The 21,250-nt window shown below is 61.8% G+C and carries 23 protein-coding genes; 7 read left to right on the top strand and 16 right to left on the bottom strand.

Annotated elements, in window-relative coordinates; all coding sequences use genetic code 11:
- Positions 1–1,845: PAS domain S-box protein (locus B3873_RS05680; RefSeq protein WP_286864551.1), on the bottom strand; the 1,845-nt coding region annotated here is incomplete at its 3' end.
- Positions 1,846–2,053: 208 nt separating this feature from the next.
- Here B3873_RS05680 and B3873_RS05685 point away from each other — a divergent pair.
- The 3 genes from B3873_RS05685 (at position 2,054) to B3873_RS05695 (ending at position 5,036) form a co-directional block, all read left to right on the top strand.
- The gene (locus B3873_RS05685) at positions 2,054–3,070 is read left to right on the top strand and encodes a TRAP transporter substrate-binding protein (protein WP_121037606.1); all 1,017 of its coding nucleotides are present in this window, start codon (positions 2,054–2,056) and stop codon (positions 3,068–3,070) included.
- Positions 3,071–3,198: 128 nt separating this feature from the next.
- Entirely contained in the window at positions 3,199–3,759 is a 561-nt protein-coding gene (locus B3873_RS05690) for a TRAP transporter small permease (RefSeq protein WP_252697635.1), read from the top strand.
- Positions 3,756–5,036 (top strand): TRAP transporter large permease, encoded by a 1,281-nt coding sequence (locus B3873_RS05695; RefSeq protein ID WP_039790093.1) that lies wholly within the window; start codon positions 3,756–3,758, stop codon positions 5,034–5,036. Before B3873_RS05690 ends, B3873_RS05695 begins: the two co-directional genes overlap by 4 nt.
- A 509-nt stretch (positions 5,037–5,545) precedes the next feature.
- Here B3873_RS05695 and B3873_RS05700 read toward each other — a convergent pair.
- The gene (locus tag B3873_RS05700; RefSeq protein ID WP_286864557.1) at positions 5,546–6,196 is read right to left on the bottom strand and encodes a VOC family protein; all 651 of its coding nucleotides are present in this window, start codon (positions 6,194–6,196) and stop codon (positions 5,546–5,548) included.
- 88 nt (positions 6,197–6,284) lie between these two features.
- Here B3873_RS05700 and B3873_RS05705 point away from each other — a divergent pair, with 88 nt between their 5' ends.
- From B3873_RS05705 to plsY, 4 genes are all read left to right on the top strand, one after another.
- Positions 6,285–6,788, top strand: a complete 504-nt coding sequence (locus tag B3873_RS05705; protein WP_286864559.1) for a methylated-DNA--[protein]-cysteine S-methyltransferase — start codon at positions 6,285–6,287, stop codon at positions 6,786–6,788.
- Positions 6,789–6,797: 9 nt separating this feature from the next.
- A complete protein-coding gene (gene xerD / locus B3873_RS05710; protein WP_039790089.1) occupies positions 6,798–7,721 on the top strand; it encodes a site-specific tyrosine recombinase XerD in 924 nt (307 codons plus the stop codon).
- A 76-nt stretch (positions 7,722–7,797) separates the two neighbouring features.
- Complete coding sequence (locus B3873_RS05715) at positions 7,798–8,298, top strand: aminoacyl-tRNA deacylase (protein ID WP_209532450.1); 501 nt, start codon at positions 7,798–7,800, stop codon at positions 8,296–8,298.
- A 94-nt stretch (positions 8,299–8,392) separates the two neighbouring features.
- On the top strand, positions 8,393–9,010 hold the full coding sequence (gene plsY / locus B3873_RS05720) for a glycerol-3-phosphate 1-O-acyltransferase PlsY (RefSeq protein ID WP_039790087.1): 618 nt from the start codon (positions 8,393–8,395) through the stop codon (positions 9,008–9,010).
- A 257-nt stretch (positions 9,011–9,267) separates the two neighbouring features.
- Here the strand turns inward: plsY and B3873_RS05725 are convergent, their stop codons facing one another.
- The 14 genes from B3873_RS05725 to accB form a co-directional block, all read right to left on the bottom strand.
- Entirely contained in the window at positions 9,268–10,131 is an 864-nt protein-coding gene (locus B3873_RS05725; protein ID WP_286864563.1) for a DMT family transporter, read from the bottom strand.
- 165 nt (positions 10,132–10,296) lie between these two features.
- A complete protein-coding gene (locus B3873_RS05730; RefSeq protein WP_121037586.1) occupies positions 10,297–11,142 on the bottom strand; it encodes an ABC transporter substrate-binding protein in 846 nt (281 codons plus the stop codon).
- A 143-nt stretch (positions 11,143–11,285) separates the two neighbouring features.
- On the bottom strand, positions 11,286–12,014 hold the full coding sequence (locus B3873_RS05735; RefSeq protein ID WP_286864565.1) for an amino acid ABC transporter ATP-binding protein: 729 nt from the start codon (positions 12,012–12,014) through the stop codon (positions 11,286–11,288).
- Positions 12,011–12,778, bottom strand: coding sequence for an amino acid ABC transporter permease (locus B3873_RS05740; protein WP_121037580.1), 768 nt, complete (start codon positions 12,776–12,778; stop codon positions 12,011–12,013). The genes B3873_RS05735 and B3873_RS05740 overlap by 4 nt, the downstream gene beginning before the upstream one ends.
- Before the next feature lie 3 nt (positions 12,779–12,781).
- Positions 12,782–13,483, bottom strand: coding sequence for an amino acid ABC transporter permease (locus tag B3873_RS05745; protein ID WP_252697645.1), 702 nt, complete (start codon positions 13,481–13,483; stop codon positions 12,782–12,784).
- Between the two features lie 280 nt (positions 13,484–13,763).
- Entirely contained in the window at positions 13,764–14,771 is a 1,008-nt protein-coding gene (locus tag B3873_RS05750) for a 2-hydroxyacid dehydrogenase (RefSeq protein WP_286864567.1), read from the bottom strand.
- 88 nt (positions 14,772–14,859) lie between these two features.
- Complete coding sequence (locus tag B3873_RS05755; protein ID WP_121037570.1) at positions 14,860–15,525, bottom strand: RraA family protein; 666 nt, start codon at positions 15,523–15,525, stop codon at positions 14,860–14,862.
- Between the two features lie 41 nt (positions 15,526–15,566).
- Positions 15,567–16,310 carry an SDR family oxidoreductase gene (locus tag B3873_RS05760; protein ID WP_286864570.1) on the bottom strand — a complete coding sequence of 248 codons (744 nt, stop codon included), beginning with the start codon at positions 16,308–16,310 and terminating at the stop codon, positions 15,567–15,569.
- Positions 16,311–16,442: 132 nt separating this feature from the next.
- The gene (locus B3873_RS05765) at positions 16,443–17,207 is read right to left on the bottom strand and encodes a LamB/YcsF family protein (RefSeq protein ID WP_286864571.1); all 765 of its coding nucleotides are present in this window, start codon (positions 17,205–17,207) and stop codon (positions 16,443–16,445) included.
- Between the two features lie 38 nt (positions 17,208–17,245).
- Positions 17,246–17,641, bottom strand: a complete 396-nt coding sequence (locus B3873_RS05770) for a biotin/lipoyl-containing protein (protein ID WP_286864572.1) — start codon at positions 17,639–17,641, stop codon at positions 17,246–17,248.
- A 7-nt stretch (positions 17,642–17,648) separates the two neighbouring features.
- Entirely contained in the window at positions 17,649–18,650 is a 1,002-nt protein-coding gene (locus tag B3873_RS05775) for a biotin-dependent carboxyltransferase family protein (RefSeq protein ID WP_286864573.1), read from the bottom strand.
- Complete coding sequence (gene pxpB, locus B3873_RS05780) at positions 18,647–19,330, bottom strand: 5-oxoprolinase subunit PxpB (RefSeq protein WP_414651524.1); 684 nt, start codon at positions 19,328–19,330, stop codon at positions 18,647–18,649. The genes B3873_RS05775 and pxpB overlap by 4 nt, the downstream gene beginning before the upstream one ends.
- Before the next feature lie 23 nt (positions 19,331–19,353).
- Positions 19,354–20,706, bottom strand: a complete 1,353-nt coding sequence (gene accC / locus B3873_RS05785; RefSeq protein ID WP_286864574.1) for an acetyl-CoA carboxylase biotin carboxylase subunit — start codon at positions 20,704–20,706, stop codon at positions 19,354–19,356.
- A gap of 41 nt (positions 20,707–20,747) precedes the next feature.
- Positions 20,748–21,194 carry an acetyl-CoA carboxylase biotin carboxyl carrier protein gene (gene accB / locus B3873_RS05790; RefSeq protein ID WP_286864575.1) on the bottom strand — a complete coding sequence of 149 codons (447 nt, stop codon included), beginning with the start codon at positions 21,192–21,194 and terminating at the stop codon, positions 20,748–20,750.
- Positions 21,195–21,250: the final 56 nt, after the last annotated feature.

The following is a 21,250-nucleotide window of genomic DNA, read 5'->3' on the forward strand; positions in this document are numbered from 1 at the left end:
TTCGGCAATCCCGTGCCCCTGGTCGATCACCGAGACCGTGACCGATTCTGCACCATCGTCATTGCGGGTCAGCTCGGCGGTCACGCGCAGGATGCGACGCGCGGAGGGAACGGCGGCCATGGCCTGGATGCCGTTGCGGGTCAGGTTCAGGATCACCTGCTCCAGCAGCACCTGATCGCCCAGCACAGGCGGCAGCGACTTGGGCACCTGCCATTGCAGCACCACGAAGAACTGCTGGGCCTGCAATTCGATGAGCGGGGCCACGTTGTCCACCAGCTGCCGGATCTGCAGACGCTGGCGCGCCGGTTCGCGCTTCTTGACGAACTGGTGCACGCTGCGGATCACGTGGCCGGCGCGCTGGGCCTGGGTGTGGATCTTTTCCAGCGCCGGCTGCAGCGCCTTGGGATCGGCCTGGCCCTGCTGCATCATGTTCAGCGCCCCGGTGGTATAGCTGGAGATGGCCGCCAGCGGCTGGTTCAGCTCGTGCGCCAGGGTCGAGGCGATCTCGCCCATGCTGGCCAGGCGGGCGCTGGCCTGCAGCTTTTCTTCCTGGGTGCGGTTGAGGTCTTCGGCGCGCTTGCGTTCGGAAATGTCGAGGATGGAACCCATCCATCCGGTCTGCTTGCCATCCTGGTCCACCAGCGGCGATTCGAAGATCAGCACCGGGAAGCGCTCGCCGTCGCGGCGCTGGAAGATGGTCTCGAATTGCGGCGTGGCGCGCCCGGCCAGCACGTTGGAGAATCGCTCCTGGTATTCATCCATCGCTTCCGGCGCCCAGTAAGGCATGGGCGGGATTTTGCCAACCAGTTCTTCCGCCGCGAAGCCGACCATCTTGCAGAAGGCCGGATTGACGTAGGTGATGCGGCCCTGCAGGTCGCGGGCGCGCATGCCGGTGACCAGCGAGTTTTCCATCGCCGCGCGAAACACGGCTTCGTTGAGCAGGGCCTTCTCGGCCTTGGTGCGGCGGTTGATGTCGCGCCACAGCGCCCACAGGCTCCACAGCAGACCCAGCGAGAGCACGATCACCGAACCCACCAGCAGGTTGGGCAGCAGCTTGGGTGCGCTCTTGGTGCTATTGGTATGCAGCACCAGCGTCAAGCCCGGCAGCTCCAGTTCACGCCGATGGGTGTAGACGTTCAGGCCCGGTCCGCCCGAGGTGCGGCGTGCCACTACGTTGTCATCGGTATCGGTGAGCGAGATTTCATTGTCCTGGGCGAACCACCACGGCACCATCTCGTTGAGGATGCGTGCCACCGCATAGCTGGCCACCAGGCTGCCGATGTAGTGATTGTCATGGAACAGCGGCACGTGATAGTCCATCAGCATCGGCTCGGCGATGCCGGGCGGGATGGCCGGCGGGCTGTAGAGCGGGCGGCGCATCTGGCGCGCGCGGTCGGCCGTCATCAGCGAGGGTTGCGAGAGATCCTTGCGGCTGATCGGCAGATCATCGGTTGAAGCGACCGGATGGCCTTCGGCATTGAACCAGGTCACGCGATAGAACTCGCGGTTGTTGCGCAGCAGGGCGTTCAGGCGGCTGCGGAAATGATCCTGATGCAGGCGGCCGTTGCTGATCTCGCGGCCGATGATGCGCATGCTCTCGTCATCGCGGCTGAGCTGGAAGCGGATCGCCTGTTCCACCCACAGCGAATCGGCGATCAGTTGCTCGAGCCGTTCGCTGGCTTCCATCTGCTGTGCCTGGCGCGGCAGCCAGATCAGCGTGGCCAGGAACAGGCACACCAGCAGGAAAGGGATCAGCCAGCGCATGGTGGTCTTGCGGCCGGAGGCCTGCAGCTGCGAGGCGGCATCGGGCTGGGGAGCGATCGGGGGCGGCGGGACGGTTTTCATGACGCCGCCAGTGTAGCCGCGCCCAAAAGCTTGCGCCAGCTTCCTGCGTGGCGGGAAGTGGACGGCAGGGACATTGTGGTTAACCACACTTGCTCCGTTTTGGTGAGGCCGCGCAAAATTCGCCAGCACAATCCGGTCCCCGCCAAGACCGGCCTTAGTCCATAAAAATTACTAACTAAATCATTTCCATCTCATTGGGGAGACAAGCATGAAACTGAAGTCCATCGTCTTTGCGCTGGCTGCGGCGACTGTCGTCAATGCAGGCCTGGTTGCCAGCGCTTTCGCGCAACAGCCCATCATCATCAAGTTCAGTCACGTGGTGGCCAACGACACGCCCAAAGGCAAGGCCGCCGAGCGTTTCAAGGAGCTGGCCGAGAAGGCCACCAAGGGCCGCGTGAAGGTCGAGGTCTATCCCAACAGCACCCTGTACAAGGACAAGGAAGAACTGGAAGCCCTGCAACTCGGTGCCGTGCAGATGCTGGCGCCGTCGCTGGCCAAGTTCGGTCCGCTGGGCGTGAAGGAGTTCGAAGTCTTCGACCTGCCTTACATCTTCCCCAGCAAGGACGTGCTGTACCGGGTGACCGAAGGTCCGATCGGCAAGGACCTGTTCAAGAAGCTGGAGCCCAAGGGCATCACCGGCCTGGCCTACTGGGACAACGGTTTCAAGGTGATGTCGGCCAACAAGCCGCTGCATCAGCCGTCGGACTTCCGTGGCCTGAAGATGCGCATCCAGTCCTCCAAGGTGCTGGATGCCCAGATGCGCGCACTGGGTGCCAACCCGCAGGTGCTGGCCTTCTCCGAGGTCTACCAGGCGCTGCAGACCGGCGTGGTCGATGGCACCGAGAACCCGCCCTCGAACCTGTACACCCAGAAGATGCATGAAGTGCAGAAGCACGTCACCGTCTCCAACCACGGCTACCTGGGCTATGCGGTGATCGTCAACAAGAAGTTCTGGGACGGCCTGCCCTCCGACGTGCGCACCCAACTCGAAGGCGCCATGAAGGATGCGACCAAGTACGCCAACGCCATCGCCCAGCAGGAAAACGATGCGGCGCTCGCCGCCGTCGAAAAGACCGGCAAGACTACCGTCTACCGCCTGACCGATGCCCAGAAAGCGGAGTGGCGCAAGGCGCTGCTGCCGGTACAGCAGCAGATGGCCAGCCGCATCGGCAAGGACCTGATCGACGCCGTCAACAAGGAATCGGCTGCGCTGGGCCAGAAGTAAATCCGTTGGCTCCAACGGGCGCCCGCCTTCGCAATGAAGCGGGCGCATTGCAGAGAAGAACAATCCGAACAAGCAATGTCATGGGCTGATACCGCTGTGGTATCGGCCTGCTGGCGCAAGGAGACTTCATGAAGTTACTCGACCACCTGGAAGAGTGGCTGATCGCGTTCCTCATGGCCGCGGCCACCTTCATCATTTTCGTGGCGGTGGTACACCGCTACGCCTCGGGCCTGGATATTCCCTGGCTGCAGGACCAGCTCATCCAGATCAACATGAGCTGGGCCCAGGAGCTGTGCATCTTCATGTTCGTGTGGATGGCCAAGTTCGGCGCCGCTTACGGCGTGCGCACCGGCATCCACGTCGGCGTCGATGTGCTCATCAACCGCATGAACACCCCGTGGCGCAACAAGTTCGTGCTGCTGGGCCTGTTTGCCGGTGCGCTTTTTACCGGCATCGTCGGGACTTTCGGTGCCGAATTCGTCTACGACATCGCGCAGCACGACAGCACCTCCGAGGTGCTGGAGCTGCCGATGTGGATCGTCTACCTGGCCGTGCCGCTGGGGTCGTACCTGATGTGCTTCCGTTTCCTCCAGGTCGCGTGGAATTTTTATCGCACCGGCGAGTTGCCCAAACATGACCACGCCCACGTGGAAGGTCTGGACGAAGAAACCAGCGGAGGTAAAGCATGAATGCACTGATCATTTTCGTCTTGCTGTTCGGGCTGATGCTGACCGGGATGCCCATCTCGATCTCGCTCGGCCTGACGGTCCTGACTTTCCTGTTCACGATGACCGATGTGCCGATCCAGTCGGTGGCGCTGAAGCTGTTCACGGGCATCGAGAAGTTCGAGATCATGGCGATCCCGTTCTTCATCCTCGCTGGCAATTTCCTCACCCACGGCGGTGTGGCGCGGCGCATGATCAACTTCGCCACCTCCATGGTCGGCCACTGGCACGGTGGCCTGGCGCTGGCCGGGGTGCTGGCCTGTGCGCTGTTCGCAGCGGTGTCGGGCTCGTCGCCGGCCACTGTGGTGGCCATCGGCTCCATCATCCTGCCGGCAATGGTCAAGCAGGGATTCCCGAATCGCTTCGGCGCGGGGGTGATCACGACTTCCGGCGCATTGGGCATCCTGATCCCGCCTTCCATCGTGATGGTGATGTATTCGGTCTCCACCAATACCTCGGTGGGCAAATTGTTCATGGCGGGCGTGGTGCCGGGTTTGCTGCTGGCCTTCCTGCTGGGCCTGACCACCTGGTTCCTGGCGCGCAAGAACAATTATCCGCGTCTGAAGAAGGCGACCTGGGCCGAGCGCGCTGCAGCCTTCCGCAAGAGCGGCTGGGGCCTGTTCCTGATCGTCATCGTCATGGGCGGCATCTACACCGGTGTCTTCACGCCTACGGAAGCAGCGGCCATGGCGGCGGTGTATGCCTTCTTCATCGCGGTCTTCGTCTACAAGGACCTGAGCCTGAAGCAGGTGCCCAAGGTACTGCTGGATTCGGCGTCGATGTCGGCCATGCTGCTCTACATCATCACCAATGCGGTGCTGTTCTCTTTCCTGGTGACCAGTGAAAACATCCCGCAGACGATGGCGGCATGGATCACCGATTCGGGACTGGGACCGATCACCTTCCTGCTGGTGGTCAACATCCTGCTGCTGCTGGCCGGTAACGTGATGGAGCCGTCGTCGATCGTGCTGATCCTGGCACCGATCCTGTTCCCGGTGGCGATGAAGCTGGGCATCGATCCGGTGCACTTCGGCATCCTCATCGTGGTCAACATGGAAGTGGGGATGTGCCATCCGCCGGTGGGGCTGAACCTGTATGTGGCCTCGGGCATCACCAAGATGGGCATCACCGAACTGACCATTGCGGTCATGCCGTGGCTGCTGACCATGCTCGGTTTCCTGGCGCTGGTGACCTACTGGCCGGGCCTGTCGCTGTGGCTGCCGAACCTGATCTACAACTGATCCGCAGCCATGTCCTGAGACGATGAAATCGGCGCCGTTACCTGGGTTGCACCAGGCCGGTGCCGATTTCGTCAGATGTCTGTCAAGTTGCTGAAAAGTATGTTGGTTTTGCCCTGAAAAAGTGCTTTGAGACGGCACAAAGTGCTGCTAAAGTGCGTGCTTTGCTGAATCGGCAGCGTGCACTTGCCGCCCTGGCAATCGAGTTTTGTTTTAGGTTTTTTTAGTGAGTTGTTGATGTACTTGCCTTGGCGGCGACCCCTCCGACACATCGGTCCGGGCGTGGCGAGGCAGCACCGAATACAAAGCGGGTGGTGCATGACAAACGGTATCAATACCGGGAAACTGAGGAGACGTGCATTCGATTGAAACCGTTCAAACGGTCGGGAATGCATCTGGAGTATTTTGAAGGCGCATCCGCGGATGCGCCTTTTTTCTTTGTGTCGCGTGGTGCTGATGATGTGTATAAATCGTTTATACGGTTTATATGTTTTACCTCCCGCACGCCGCCGTCAGCCCAGTACCCGCTCCCCGTGTGGCGTCGACACCACAGCACGCAGGCTGGCCTGCTTTCCTTCCTGCAACACGATACGCGCATCGTCCAGTCCGATGGCCCGGCATGCGGCCTGCAGATCCTGCGCGGCGGGATGTTCCAGAACCAGTTGCTGCAAACGGCATCCGCGGTCGGGCAGGGCGCTGGCCGGGTGCGGCTGGCTGAGCCACTGGATCAGCGACGGCATCACGCCCTCGCAGGCCAATGTTCCATCGGCGGCGATGGTGATGAGCCAGTCCAGCGCACCGCGGCTCATGGGTTCGATCACGCCCGGTGAAACGGGGCTGGCCGCCACGGCCGCCGCGATATCGCTGGTGCGGGCCACCCAGTGCGCCAGGCGGGGCGCAGCGTCCTTGCCCAGATGATCCATGCCGAACCAGCGCGGCCGCTCGGGCGCATCGGCGTTGGGGTCGATGGTGATGACTTCGAGGTAGAAGCCTTCGCCCAGCGACAGCAGTGCGTTGTGCGTGCCCAGCCGCACATGCTGGCCGCCGATGCGCGGTGCCATGGAAACGCCCAGGCACTGTTCCACCCAGACCATGCCGGATTTGAGCGTGGGGGCGGTGATGACCAGGTGGTCGGGTTCGGTGTGCAAGGGGGCGGTGCTCATGCGGTCTCCATCAAGTTTTGCCTGATGGTATCAAGCCCGCGCGTGAATTGCTTACAATAGCTGCCCCAGGTCCATGCCACGGCTCACGATGACCCCAGCAGATTCCCAATTGTCCGCCCTGTTTTCCGCCGTGGTGCACACGCCCTTCGGCGGCATGGGGGTGCGCACCCAAGCCGGGGCCTTGGTCGAGATGGTCTACCTGCCGCCGCACTACGCCGAGAAGGACGCCACCGATGCCGTGGCCGCGCAGGCGGTGCAGCAGATCACGCGTTATCTGGCTGACCCCGCTTTTTGTTTCGAACTGCCGCTGGTGAGCGTGGGCAGCGCCTTCCAGCAGCGCGTCTGGCATGCCATTGCCGAGATTCCCTGTGGTCAGGTGCTGACCTATGGCCAGGTCGCCAAGCGCATCCAGTCCGGACCGCGCGCGGTCGGTCAGGCTTGCGGGGCCAACTGGTATCCGCTGGTGATCCCCTGTCATCGGGTGACGGCGGCGGGCGGCCTGGGCGGCTTCTCGCATCATGACGATGAGGATGGCTTCCATCTGGAGGTCAAGCGCTGGCTGCTGCGCCATGAAGGCGTGGCGGGATACTGAAGAAGACGCATGGGACGCACCACACCAAAGATCGAAGCCCCGTCCGTGAGCCGCGAGGCCATCGACGAATTCTGTGACAGCCTGTGGCTGGAAGATGGCCTGTCCAAAAATACGCTCGACGCCTACCGGCGCGACATGACCCTGTACGCCCACTGGCTGTATCAGGAGCGCGCCAAGGCCCTTTACGAGACGCAGGCCGAAGATCTCAACGCCTATTTCGCGGCGCGCCACGATGAGACCAAGCCCAGTTCCTCCAATCGCCGCCTGGCGGTGTTGAAGCGCTTCTTCCAGCTGGCCCTGCGCCAACATCACGTCACCGCCGATCCCTGCCTGAAGCTGCGTTCGGCACGCCAGCCGCAGCGTCTGCCCAAGACCATGTCGGAAGGTCAGGTGGAAGCGCTGCTGGCCGCGCCCGATGTGTCCACGCCGCTGGGCCTGCGTGATCGCGCCATGATCGAGTTGATGTATGCCAGCGGCTTGCGGGTCTCGGAACTGGTGACCTTGAAGAGCATCGAGGTCGGCATGAATGAAGGCGTGCTGCGCGTGACCGGCAAGGGCAGCAAGACGCGCCTGGTGCCGTTTGGCGAGGAAGCTGGTGCGTGGATGGCGCGCTATCTGGCCGAGGCGCGCAGCCAGATCCTGCAGGGACAGATCGATGATGCGCTCTTCGTCACCGCGCGCGGCGGGCCGATGACGCGCCAGATGTTCTGGACCCTCATCAAGAAATACGCGCTGCAGGCCGGTATTACGGTGCGCCTGTCGCCGCACACGCTGCGCCATGCCTTTGCCACGCACCTGCTCAACCATGGGGCCGACCTGCGCGTGGTGCAGCTGCTGCTGGGGCATGCCGACATTTCCACCACCCAGATCTATACCCACGTCGCACGCGAACGCCTCAAGCAACTGCATGCCGCACATCACCCCCGCGGCTGATCTTGCGGCATAATGTGCGCCCATGACGGCCCGGCCGGCCTGTGCGGCCGGTCAGTGTGCCGTCAGGAAGAGACCGATGAGCGCCAAGAAAGAACACATCTCCGAAACTCCCGCCACGCAATTCCTGCGCAAGCAGGGCGTGGCGTTCACCGAGCATCCCTACGCCTACGAGGAGCACGGCGGCACCTCGGTGTCCTCGCGCGAACTCGGTGTGGATGAGCATGCGGTCATCAAGACCCTGGTGATGCAGGACGAGGCCGCCAAGCCGCTGCTGGTACTCATGCATGGCGATTGCAAGGTCTCCACCAAGAATCTGGCGCGCCAGATAGGCTGCAAGTCGGTCGAGCCGTGCAAGCCGGAGGTGGCCAATCGTCATTCAGGTTTCCTGATCGGCGGTACTTCGCCCTTCGGCACGCGCAAGACCATGCCGGTCTATGTGGAGTCGACCATCCTCGAACTGGACAAGATTTACATCAACGGCGGCCGGCGCGGTTTCCTGATCGGCATCGATCCGGCGGTGATCCTGAAAGTGTTGCCGGCCAAGGCGGTGCAGTGTGCACTGGCCGATGCAGTGTGAACCGTCACGCTCAAACTTGACGACACTTGACGCGCGCTGACGCCGCTCCCCGATAACAGAGACAACAGAAAGCAAAAGCAGAAAGCCCCACCTCATGTACAACATCCTCTTTGCCATCGCGGCCTACCTGATCGGTTCACTGTCCTTTGCGGTGCTGGTGTCCAAGCTGTTCGGCCTCTCCGATCCGCGCACCTACGGCTCCAAGAATCCGGGCGCGACCAATGTCCTGCGCAGCGGCAACAAGAAGGCAGCTGTGCTCACCTTGCTGGGCGACGGTTTCAAGGGCTGGCTGGCGGTGTGGCTGGCGCAGAAATTCGGTCCGCACTATGGCGTGGACGATACCGGCATCGCGCTGGTGACGCTGGCTGTCTTCCTCGGGCACCTGTGGCCGGTGTTCTTCCGCTTCGTCGGCGGCAAGGGCGTGGCTACTGCACTGGGCATCCTGCTGGCGCTGAACCCGTGGCTCGGTCTGGCCACGCTGGCGACCTGGCTGGTGGTGGCCTTCGCCTTCCGTTATTCCTCGCTGGCAGCGCTGGTGGCAGCGCTGTTTGCACCGTTCTATTACGGCCTGCTGTTCGGCACGACCGATGGCATCCTGCTGGCCGTGGTCGCCATGGCGGCACTGCTGATCTATCGCCATCGCAAGAACATCGGCAATCTGCTGGCGGGCAAGGAAAGCCGCATTGGTGACAAGAAGAAGGCGGCCAAGTAAGCCTGCCGATTGGAATGAAAAGAAGGGCCGCCATTTGCATGGCGGCCCTTCTTGTTGATGGCATTCTCATCCGTACGATTGATCGGCACCAGGCCGTTGACCCGATAAGGGATAAGCTTCGCGGAGTTGAACGAACCGGGATACTGACGGTGGTACGACCGTGTGGAAGCCTTCGGACGGCAAGGGAAGTAGGGCAGAGGGAGAGGAGCAATTCTGCGTGCACATCAACAATCAATGTCTGCCAAGCACAGCCAACCCTATTGTTTCCCCTCAACCCGCGTGCTGTTTAATACGCCCACACCCAATACTGCCGTAGAGATACCAATGATCTTGATGAGATTGGCGCTGTCTTTCAGCAGCCACACCCCAAGAAGTGTGGACAATACAGGCGTCAGCAGCGAATAGGGGGCCAGCTTGCTCACCGGATAGCGCTCCAGCTGGCGATACCAGATCCAGTAGCCGAGCACCGATGAACCCAACGCACAATAGGCCGTGGCCAGCCATGCATGCCAACTGGCCTCCATGACGGCATGAGCCTGTCCGTGTTCAAACATCCACGATGCCAGCAGCACCTGCGGCACGCCCAGCAAGGAAGACCAGCACATCATCGCCATCAGATCGGGGATACGGGCGTGCTTGACGATGATGTTCGAGGCCGCCCACGCGAGCGCACTGCCCAGCAGCAGAAATGAGGCGAGTACTCCGGGCATCGAGGGGCTGAAGGTAAGGATGGCCACGCCCATCAGCGAGACGGCCAGCCCGACCCAATGACGACGTGCCATCGTTTCGTCGAACAGCAGCACGCCCAGAACGATCGCCAGGGGCGTTCCCATCTGCAGCAGGATGGCACCGGTGCCCGCCTCCGCCATGCCCAGCCCGATGAACATCAGAGAAAAATGCAAGGTCGAGAACGTGGCCGACAGCATCACGATCCACTTCCATTGTGTGCGCGCGATGCGCCACGGCGGCGCGAAGGGCAGCAACACGACACCGACCATGGCCAGCCGCATGGCCGTCATCAACAACGGTGGCAGTTCAGCGACACCGGCTTTGACGGCGATGATGTTGCCCGCCCACACCGCGATGGCGATGAGGACAGCAAAAAGATCCTTGGGAGACATGAGATGGGAAATAAAGCGAGACGCGGGGGAAGGGCGGGCGTGACAACGGCAACCTGCGAAGACCGAAAAGAAAAAGGGGATTGGCAACTGCCGCCAATCCCCGAAAAGTCACCACACTCAGGTGACACTGCCTCAAGCAACTTCCAGGGGATGCAAAGACAACATTCAGGGCATGGGCTGGAACTTCAATTCGCTCAGCGGTGCGATTTTTTCAGTACGGGTGATGCCATAGCGGGTATCCGGACCGAGCCACTTGTCCCAGATCTTCTTGAATTCACCCGAACTCTCCAATGCCATCAGGCCCTTGTTGACCGCCGCCGCAAAGGCAGGCTCGCCCTTGCGCATGCCGGCTCCGATCGGTTCCAGCGCCATCGGTTCGCGCAGGATCGCCAGTTCGTTAGGACTGCCCTTGGTCTCCTGGGCATACTGGATGGCCGTCATCATGTTGGTGACGAAGCCGTTCACCTTGTTCTGCTGCAGGGCCAGATAGGCCGATCCGGAATCCTGGAAGGTCACTGCCTGGCCATTCTTGACCGACATGTAGATCGACTGTTCCGAGGTCGATCCCTTGGCTGCACTGATGCGCTTGCCTTCGAAATCAGCCAGAGTCTTGCCGGCGTCGGCCTTCTTGACCAGCAATACCTCCTTGGTGATGTAGTAGGCATTGCTGAACTCGATCTGTTCGCCGCGGGTCTTGGTGTAGGCCAGGTTGGCGATGACCAGATCGACGCGTCCCATCTTCACTTCCGAAATGCGCGCCTCGACCGACAAGGGCTTGAGCGTGGGCTTGAGGCCCATTTCCTTGGCCAGCGCGTTGCACAGGTCCACATCCATCCCCACCAGCGCGCGCGTCTTGGGGTCGGGATACGAGAACGGAACGACATCCGCATAGACGCCACAGATCAACTCCTTGCGTGCCTGGACCTCTTGCAACTGGTCCGCGTTGGCCTGCGGGATGATGCCGATCGCGCTACAGAACAGGAAGGCACCAGCGATGCGATTCAATTTCATGATGTAAGGCTCCTCAGTTTTTCTTGGAACAGGTCTTGATGAATGATTGCCCCTGCCTGCCGGCAGGAGACCTTGGGTCGAATCCGCTTGATCAGGACGAATTCCGTGGACTGCAACTTGTTGCCGGTGTCGCACCGCGCGGCTCAGTGCGAGCGCAGGTCGGAAAGGAAACGCTGCGCGCGCGGATGTTCCGGGCTGGTGAAGAACTTCTCGGGCGTAGCTCGTTCGAGGATGGTCCCTGCATCCATGAACCAGACCTGGTCGGCCACTTCCCGGGCAAATCCCATTTCATGCGTGACGCACATCATGGTCATGCCATCGCGCGCCAGACTCTTCATGACGTTGAGCACTTCGCCCACCATTTCGGGGTCCAGCGCCGAGGTGGGTTCATCGAAGAGCATGGCCGGCGGGTCCATGGCCAATGCCCGGGCGATGGCCACACGCTGCTGCTGGCCGCCGGAGAGCTGGCCCGGGAAGGAGTCGGCCTTGGAAGACAGGCCCACGCGCTCCAGCAAGCTCATTGCCTTTTCGCGCGCAGCCTGGCGCTTGAGACCGTTGACCCGGGTCGGCGAAAGGATGATGTTGTCCATCACCGACAGGTGCGGAAACAGGTTGAACTGCTGGAACACGAAACCCACGCGGGTACGGAACTTGTTCAGGTCAAGCCCGGCGGCATTGACGTCCTGGCCATCGAAGGCAATCTGTCCTTGCTGGATGTCCTCGAGACGGTTGACCGTCCGGATCATGGTGGACTTGCCGGAGCCCGAGGGACCGCAGACAACCACGACCTCACCACGCTTGACCTGGGCATTGACGTTGACCAGGGCATGGTAATTGCCGTACCACTTGTTGACGTCAGTGAAGATAATCATGAATTCTCCTTGCTTGCTGCTGCGGGAAGCGCGGTCATGGACAGCTTGCTGCCAACATCCGGCTTGTTCTTGCGTGCCTTGCCGGCGCGCTTGTTGGTAATGCGGCGCTCGATGTAGTCCGCCAGCTCCGTAAAGGAGAAACACAGGACGAAATAGATCAGGGCCAGTAGTGAAAAGACCGCCAGCGGTTTGGTCAGCAACTGGTTGTTGACCTGATTGGCTGCGAAGGTCACCTCGGGCACGTTGATCACGTAACCCAACGAGGTTTCCTTGATGGTCGAGACGAACTGGCTGATCATGCTGGGCATCATGTTGTACAAGGCCTGCGGCAGGATCACGAAGCGCAGCGTGCGGAAATACCCCAGCCCCAGTGCACGCGAAGCTTCGAGCTGTCCTTTGGGCAGCGCTTCGATACCGGCGCGGATGACCTCGCAGAGGTAGGCGCTCTGGTAGATCACCAGGGTACACAGCATGGTGGTGAAACCGGTGATGGTCCGGCCGATCAGCAAGGGCAGGAAGAAATACACCCAGAAGATCACCATGATCAGTGGAATGCCGCGGATGGTGTAGACCAGCATGGTTGCCGGAACACGGAATACGGCCATCGGACTGATGCGGGCCAGGGCCAGCAGGATACTGACAGGAAAGGCAAGGCCCAGACCCAGCAATGAAAGGATCAGGGTGATGGCCAGTCCGCCCAGCGCACCGTGCGGATATTGCCCGAGCAGCAGCAGTTCCCAGTAGTTGTGCAGGATATCGAACATGATTTAGCGGCTTCCTGGAATCTTGTAGTGACGCGAGATTGCCTCGCCTGCTGCCATCAGTGCCAGGGACAAGGCCAGGTAGCCGACACTGGCGATGAGATAGGCTTCAAAGGTGCGGAACGTGTAGTTCTCCAGTTGTCGCGTGGCGTAGGTCAGCTCGGCCACACCAATGGCCATGGCCAGACTGGTGTTCTTGAACAGCAGCACGGTATGGTTGATCAGGGGCGGCACCGCAATGCGCAGTGCCTGCGGCAGGATCACGAAACGCATGGTGCGCAGATAGCTCAGACCCAGTGCCCGCGAGGCTTCGAACTGGCCAGCCGGAATCGCCCGCAGGCCGCTGCGGATGTCTTCCGATACATAGGCGGCCATGCACAAGCCGATGGCAATGACGGAGTAGAGGAATTCACCGTTGAACTGGTTGATCCACATCTGGGCCTCGTCAGGCAGCAATGAGGGCAGCGCGAAATACCACATCATGATCTGCACCAGCATCGGTACATTGCGGTGGTAGGCCACGAAGCACGATACGATGCCCATGGCAAGCCGGTGACCGCTCATGCGCATGGTGGCCAGCAAGGTCCCCAGCAGCATCGCCACGAGCCAGGACGCAACCGTCAGCTCCAGAGTAAGCAGCAGGCCCTTGACCAGCAAGTCGGCATATTGCCCTTGCAGGACGGCTGCAAAATTGAGGTTGAGGTTAATGGCGTTTCTCCTTTACTGATGCGCCCACGGTATGCGTGTTGGCAATGACAACTCGTTTGCAGAGAGAATACGCGGTTCAAAAACGATAAGAAAAGACGCTTTTCATCTGATCCGATAAGTTTCTGAAATGGTGGTGCATCCTTCGTCTCTGGTGGTGCAGCAAGCCCCATTTTGGGGCTGTCCGAGCTCGCGGCCGGTCACGATCTGGCGCGTGCAAGTACGCGGCCATGGCGTATTGCAAGAATCACGCGCATGGCGGCAACCGGCATCAGCAAACGCGTCAGCGACGCAAACGAGAGGGACTGGAGAGCAGTTCCGGATTGACCGGGGTCAGTACCGCCGGTACCGGTGCGGCACAGACGGCTTCCAGGTTGCGTACTGCCAGCAGTGCCATGGCGCGTCGCGTCTGGATGGAGGCACTGCCGATGTGCGGGGTCAGGACCGCATTGGGAATGTCCAGCAGGTCCGGCCGCACATTGGGCTCACCCTCGAAGACATCCAGTCCGGCTGCGGCGATCGTGCCGGCGCGCAGCGCCTGGGCCAGGGCGGCATCATCGATGACGCCGCCGCGTGCGATATTGACCAGGGTGGCGGTGGGCTTCATCAGCGCCAGTTCCGCAGCACCGATCGCATGATGGGACGAAGCAGAGTAGGGGACCACTACGATCAGGTGATCTGCTTGCGACAGCAACGTCTGGCGATCCACATAGGCCGCATTGCAGGATTGTTCGATCAAGGGATCCAGGCGACTGCGGTTGTGATAAATCACACGCATGCCGAAACCATGCGCGCCGCGCCGGGCAATGGCCTGGCCGATGCGGCCCATGCCAAAGATGCCCAGGGTACTGCCGTGGACGTCGGCTCCCAGCAGCATGTCGTAGATCCCCGTCTTGTTCCATTGCCGCGCGCGCACGTAGCGATCGGATTCGGCGATTCTGCGCGCGGTGGCCATCAGCAAGGCGAAGCCGAAATCCGCCGTGGTCTCGGTGAGCACGTCCGGGGTATTGGTGACCAGTACGCCGCGCTGGTTGCAGGCCTCTACATCGATGTTGTTGTAGCCCACGCCGACGTTGCACACTGCGCGCAATTGCGGACAGGCATCCAGCAATGTGGCATCGATGCGGTCGCTGCCATGGGTCACCGCGCAGACCTTGCCTTGAAGGCGTGCGATGAGCTCAGGCTGGCTCCACAATACGTCCTGTTGATTGTCGAGTACGTCGAAGCGCGTCTGCAGGCGCTCCAGGATGTCCGGGAAGGTCGCCCGGGTAACGGCGATGGCTGTTTTCATCTGGTCTGTCTCCGATATCGTTTTATTTATTGACACCTGCGCGCAAACGCCATTTGGCGCAGGTGGTGCTGCACTCGCAGAATTGGCGTCAGCCGGCGCTGTTGGCTTCGAGCGCGTCAATCCAGGAACGGTCGTAGCGGCCTTCGCGGATCGCGGTCATGGTGTCTTGTTCGCGCTGGATCTGTTGCAGCGCCTTTTCGATCAGGTACGATGCTTCGGACTGGGCGAATGCGACGATACCGTCTTCGTCCGCCACGATGATATCGCCCGGATTGATGACCAGGCCGTCGATGCTGACCGGGACATTGATTTCGCCGGGGCCGCATTTGTACGGACCTTTATGCGTCGCTCCACGGGCAAATACCGGATAGCCCATCTCACGAATCCCTGCTACGTCGCGAATGGCACCGTCGATCACGAGTCCCGCAATGCCGATGGTGCGGGCGTAGGTGGTCATGATCTCGCCCATCAGCGCCTGGGTCGTATCACCACCACCGTCGATGACCATCACGTCACCCGGGCGACAGTAGTCGAAAGCGCGATGGATGGCGAGATTATCCCCGGGGCGCACGCGTACCGTCACGGCGGTACCGACCAGTTGCTCGCCCTGATACATGGGACGCAGGTTGGAGGTGCCCGCCAGACGGCGCATGTTGTCGCTGATGAGTGCCGACGGGATGCTCTTGAGCTGCTCGATGATGGCCGCAGGGGCCTGCGGCGAAGACGGATTCTTGCGTGCGCCGATATGTTCCATGATATGGGTTCTCTCTCTGGTGAAAATGAAGGCCGCCGGACTCAGTCCTGCGGCTTGATGGTGGTCAGGCCGCCCGGTACCTGCAGCGTCGGGAGGATTTCGATGTTGCTGATGTTGACGGCGATGGGGGCCGAGACGGCAAAGGCGATGGCATCCGCAATATCCGAGGCCTGCGGAAGCTCGAAGCCGTCGATGAATTGTTTGCGTGCGGCCTCGATATCGCCATGCACATGTCCGAAGATATCGGTGGCCACGCGGCCGGGGCAGATCTCGGTGACGCGCACCCGTTTGCCGGTGGCATCGACCCGCAGCTGGCGTGAGAGGGCGTGGATGCCGGCCTTGGTGGCGTGATAGATGGAGTTGCCGTTGAAGTTGTAGATGGCGGCAATCGAGCTGATGTTGACGATGTGGCCCCGATCACGTTCGACCATGCCGGGCATGATCAGGCGTACCAGGTGCAGGACCGCTTGCAGGTTGATTTCGACCTGCGCGTCGACGTCACTCTCGCTGGCATTGAGGATCGAACCGGGCGTCGAAATGCCGGCATTGTTGACCAGGACGTCGAACTGGTATTGCTGTGCCAGACGAGTCAATGTGGGCAGGTCACGGACGTCGGCCACATGCGGGATGCAACCGGTACGTGCCGCAAGTTCCTTGAGTGCCCCTTCGCTGCGGGCCAGTGCGTGCACCTCCAGTCCTTCCTTGCAGAAACGTTCGACGATGGCTGCGCCCATGCCGGTGGAGGCACCCGTGACAAGTGCGGTCTTGTAATCAGAAAAAGGCATGTGAAGATCTCCAGTATGGGGCCGCCACTTGGGCGGCCCGCTGAGTTGAATATAGCGCGCAGGCGCGGTTCGGACTAAGACGGATTGGCTTTGAGGGGATAAGCACTGCTTATGTCCAGCCAGGCCAATACGCTAGAGCAGCTGGCTTACCGGGGTGACGCTGCCCCCGGCCTCTTCGATGGCACTGCGGATGGCGCGCGCCAGGGCCACGGCACCCGGCGTATCGCCGTGCACCAGGATTTGCTTTACCGGCATGGGCAGCGGCGTCCCGGTAATGGAGGCGACGCTGCCGGTACGCAGGAGCTCCACCACACGCTGCAGTACGGCTTGCTTGTCCTCGATGACGGCACCGGGCAGCTTGCGCGAAACCAGGGCCCCCTGGTCGTCGTAGGCACGGTCAGCCAGGAAGGCCGTGGCACACGGCAGGCCGTGGCGTACGGCTGCGCGTTCGATGGCCGTATTGGTCGAGACGCTGATGATGATCTCGGGGTCGAATTGCGCGATCGCGCTGAGCAGCGGTTCGGCCAGCGCATCATCGGCGGCCGCCATATTGCCCAGTGCACCATGGAAACTCATGTGTCCCACCCGGCAACCGGCTGCCCGTGCCAGGCCGGAGAGTGCGCCCAGCTGGTAAAGCACGTATTTGGCCAGTTCCTGCGGATCGGCCTGGATCACTCGCCGGCCGAAGCCAAGCATGTCGGGAAACCCGACGTGGGCACCGATATCGATACCGCGAGCAGCAGCCTGGCGCAAGGTGCGGTCCATGATCACCGGGTCGCCAGCGTGGAAGCCACAAGCAATATTGGCCGAGGTGATGATGTCCATGAGCGCTTCGTCATCACCCATGCGGTAATGGCCGTAGCCTTCGCCGATGTCGGCATTGAGATCGATCTTCATGTGTATCCTTGGTTTCCCGAATGCAACGCGATTGTCGCTCAGGCGTCAATTTCAAAAAGCGGCGTACCGTAGCCGACCAGACCTTGCGCTGCCGTGAGGCTGCGTACCGAGCCAGCGTCCTGGCTGGTGACCGGCAGGTACAGTTCATCGACCTGGATCAGTGCGAGGATGTCACCCGGTTTCACCACATTGCCGTTGGTCACGAAAGGAGCGGAGCGCAGCGGATGTTGCGTGACGAGATGACCGAAACCAGGTGCCATGACCTGCGCTGTCTTATCGCCCTGCGAGACTGTCGGCAGTGCTGCCTCAACCCGGTTATCCAGGTGAGCCGGTCCCTCCAGGCGTACTCGCTCTCCCGGGCGGCGCAGTTCCAGTACCGCCAGTCGGCCCTGCTCCGTCAGTGTGACCAGCGCCTGTAATTGTTCAATGTCCATGGCCACCTCAGCTGTTCCAGATCTTGCGTTGCATCTGCACCGCTTGTTGCAATTGCGCGAGATAGAGCGCCTTTTCTTCCAGCGCGGCGCTGGCCTGCGCATGGTCCACCCGAATGAAACGCAGTGACTGGCCAATGCGCGCCTGCCCCAGACGCCACAGGTCGGCTTCGATAACGGTGCCCACCTTGGGATAGCCGCCCGAAGGCTGGGCATCGCGCAACTGGATGATGGGCTGCCCGCTGTGGGGGACCTGGATCACGCCGGGCACGATCCCGTGCGAGCGCATTTCCATGGGGCGCGCCGCCTGCAGTCCCGGTCCTTCGAGACGGTAGCCATAACGATCGCTTTGCGGCGTGACCTGCCAAGGCTGCTGCCAGAACGCCTCCAGCGATTGCGCCGTATAGCCCTCATATTCGCCCGCCGGAAGTACGCGCACGGGGATCTGCTCCTGGCTTCCCGACAGCGTCAGCGGCAATCCCAGTTGCGGTGGACGCACGCCGAAGCCGCTGGAAGAAATGCCCGATACCGGCGTCAACTCACCTTGGCGCAAGGCTGTCTTGATGGCATCTCCCTTCTTCAGCGGGCGGCCTTCGAAACCACCGAAGTTGCCGCGCATCTGCGTGCTGCGCGACCCCAGTACCGGCTCGACATCGATTCCCCCGGCCACGCTCAGGTAAGCGCGCGCACCGCTGCGCGGTACGCCCAGCGCCAATACCTGCCCCTGGCGAGCATGCCGGCACCACCAGGGTGGTACGGGCTGGCCATCCAGCGTGGCCTCGCAGTCGGCACCGGTCAGCGCAAAATCGGCATCGGTGGTGAAGCGAACGCGAAACGGCAGAATCGGGACCTCGATCCCGGCAGCATTGCTGTCATTGCCCAGCAGGATGTTACCGATGGCCAGTGCCAGGTCGTCCATGGCTCCCGAGGTGCCGACGCCATAGCGCAATACGCCGAACCGGCCGAGGTCTTGCACGGTGCTCAGTGCACCGGTGGCCAGGATCTCGATCATTTGATTACCTTTGCAATGTTGAAACGGATCGTATCGCCCGGTGCCAGGATGGCTGGCGGTTCCCGGCGCGGATCGAAGAAACGCATTTGCGTGTGGCCGATGGTGTTCCAGCCGCTGGGGCCATCCGAGGCCGACACGCCGGTCTGTTCGCCGCCGATGGAGACCGAGCCGCCAGGCAGCCGTACCACCGGCACTTTGCGCCTGGGGGTGGCGATACGAGGGTCCATGCCGCCCAGGTAACAGTAGCCAGGATGGCTGCCCAAGGCATAGACGGTGTACAGCGGTGCCGCATGCATCTGCACGATGTCATCCACGGACAGCCCGGTATGGGCCACGACGTCGGCCAGGTGCGGTCCACCCTCCCCGCCATAGATCACATCGAGCGCCAGGTGCCGGCCCTCGATGTGCAATTCGACCGATTCTTCCCATGCCTGGCGCAATGCGCCTTCCACGCTGGCAATGTCGGCGGGCGGCTGGCGCAGTACCAGCATCAGGTTGGCCATGCCGGGGACGACTTCGGCCACCTCGGGCCAGGCTGCCAGGCGCTGGGCCAGGTCCCAGATACGGCGTTGCTGCGGCAGGTCCATCGCGCCCGGTGCCTCGAACAGGATGGCCTTGGCGCCCAGCAGGCTGATCTGCAGGGCGTGGGCATCGCTGCCCGGTTGCGTTGGCGACGGGATTTCTCTGAGCTTGGTCGATGGTTTCACGGTGCGTTCCGATGCTTGAGCCAGTGTTCAAGGTGATGGATGTTGACGCCCCCTGCAGCAAAGCCGGGTTCAGTCATCAGGTCGCCATGCAGAGCCAGGTTGGTGCTCACACCGCTCACCCGCATCTCTGCCAGCGCACCTCGCATGCGGGCCAGCGCCTCCTCGCGGGTGGGCGCATGCACGATCAGCTTGGCGATCATGGAGTCATAGTAGGGCGGTACCGTATAACCGACGCCCGCATGGGAATCGACTCGTACACCGTGGCCGCCGGGCAGTTCCCACGTGCTGATGGTGCCGGGCGAGGGCGCGAAGGTATAGGGATCCTCTGCGTTGATGCGGCACTCGATGGCATGGCCATGGCACTGGATATCCTGCTGCCGCAGGTGCAGTGGCTCGCCGCTGGCCACCCGCAGTTGGGCCTGCACGATATCGATGCCGCTGGTCATTTCGGTGACTGGGTGTTCGACCTGCAAGCGCGTGTTCATTTCGATGAAGTAGAAGCGTCCATCTTCGAAGAGGAATTCAAATGTGCCGGCTCCGCGATAGTCGATCTGCCGGCAGGCTTCGACGCAGCGCTGACCCACCTGCTCCAGCAATGCGGAGGCGATACCGGGCGCTGGCGCTTCTTCCATGACCTTCTGGTGACGGCGCTGCATCGAGCAATCACGCGCGCCCAGCCAGAAGGCATTGCCGTGGTTGTCGCACAGGACCTGGATTTCCACGTGGCGGGGATGCTGCAGGAATTTCTCCATGTACAGCTCCGGATTGCCGAAGGCGCGGCGCGCCTCTTCACGCGTCAACGCAACGGCCTCGGCCAGCTCGCTCTCCTGCTGGACCACGCGCATGCCCTTGCCACCGCCTCCACCGGCTGCCTTCACGATGACCGGATAACCGATGTCGCGGGCCATCTGCTTCAGTGCCTCGACATCGGCGGGCAATGCGCCATCGGAGCCGGGTACGCACGGCACGCCCGCAGCCAGCATCGCCTGCTTGGCCGCGATCTTGTCGCCCATGACGCGGATGGATTTTGCCAGCGGACCGATGAAGACAATCCCGGCATCCTCCAGCAACTGCGCGAATTCAGCGTTCTCGGACAGGAAGCCGTAACCGGGATGGACGGCATCGGCACCGCACAGGCGCGCGGCCTGGACGATGGCGTGCTTGTTGAGATAGCTGTGGGTGGGATGGGCACGCCCGATGCACAGTGCCTGATCGGCCAGGCGTACGTGACGGGCACCGGCGTCAGCCTCGGAGTAGACCGCTACGGTAGCGATGCCCAACTCGCGGCAGGCGCGCTGGATGCGCAGGGCGATTTCGCCACGATTGGCGATGAGAACTTTCTTGAGCATGAATGTGTGGGGTGAATGAGCGAGGGCGATCCTGGCCGGGGTCAGGCGAGGCGGAACAGGGCCTGGCCGACCTTGACCTCGCTGCCCGAACTCACCAGTACCTCTGCAATGCGGCCGGACTGGTCGGACTCGACCGTGTTGAACATCTTCATGGCTTCGATCACGCAGACCACCTGTTCCAACTGCACTTCGTCGCCGATCTTCACGAACGGAGATTCGCCCGGAGCAGGTGTGAGATGGAAGATGCCTTGCATGGGGGCTGCGATCACCCTGCCTGTGCTGGACGCTGCTGCAGCGGGCGCAGGGGCGGGAGAAAACAGGGGAGGCGCGGAGCGGGCGGCAGCGGCCGGCACCGGCACCACCGTATGCGCAGTTGCATTTGCATGCCGTTCCAGGCGCACGCTGTGTTCGCCCTCGGCCAGTTCAAGTGCACTCAGCCCGGAGCTGTTGAGCAAGTCGATCAGTGCTTTTATCTTGGGGAGATCCATCGCTTTCCTTGCCTGTGCGGCGCTATCGATATTCAGGAATTCAATATACGCGGACC

Source organism: Herbaspirillum sp. UBA812, from assembly GCF_002296545.1.
Classification (GTDB): domain Bacteria; phylum Pseudomonadota; class Gammaproteobacteria; order Burkholderiales; family Burkholderiaceae_D; genus Herbaspirillum; species Herbaspirillum huttiense.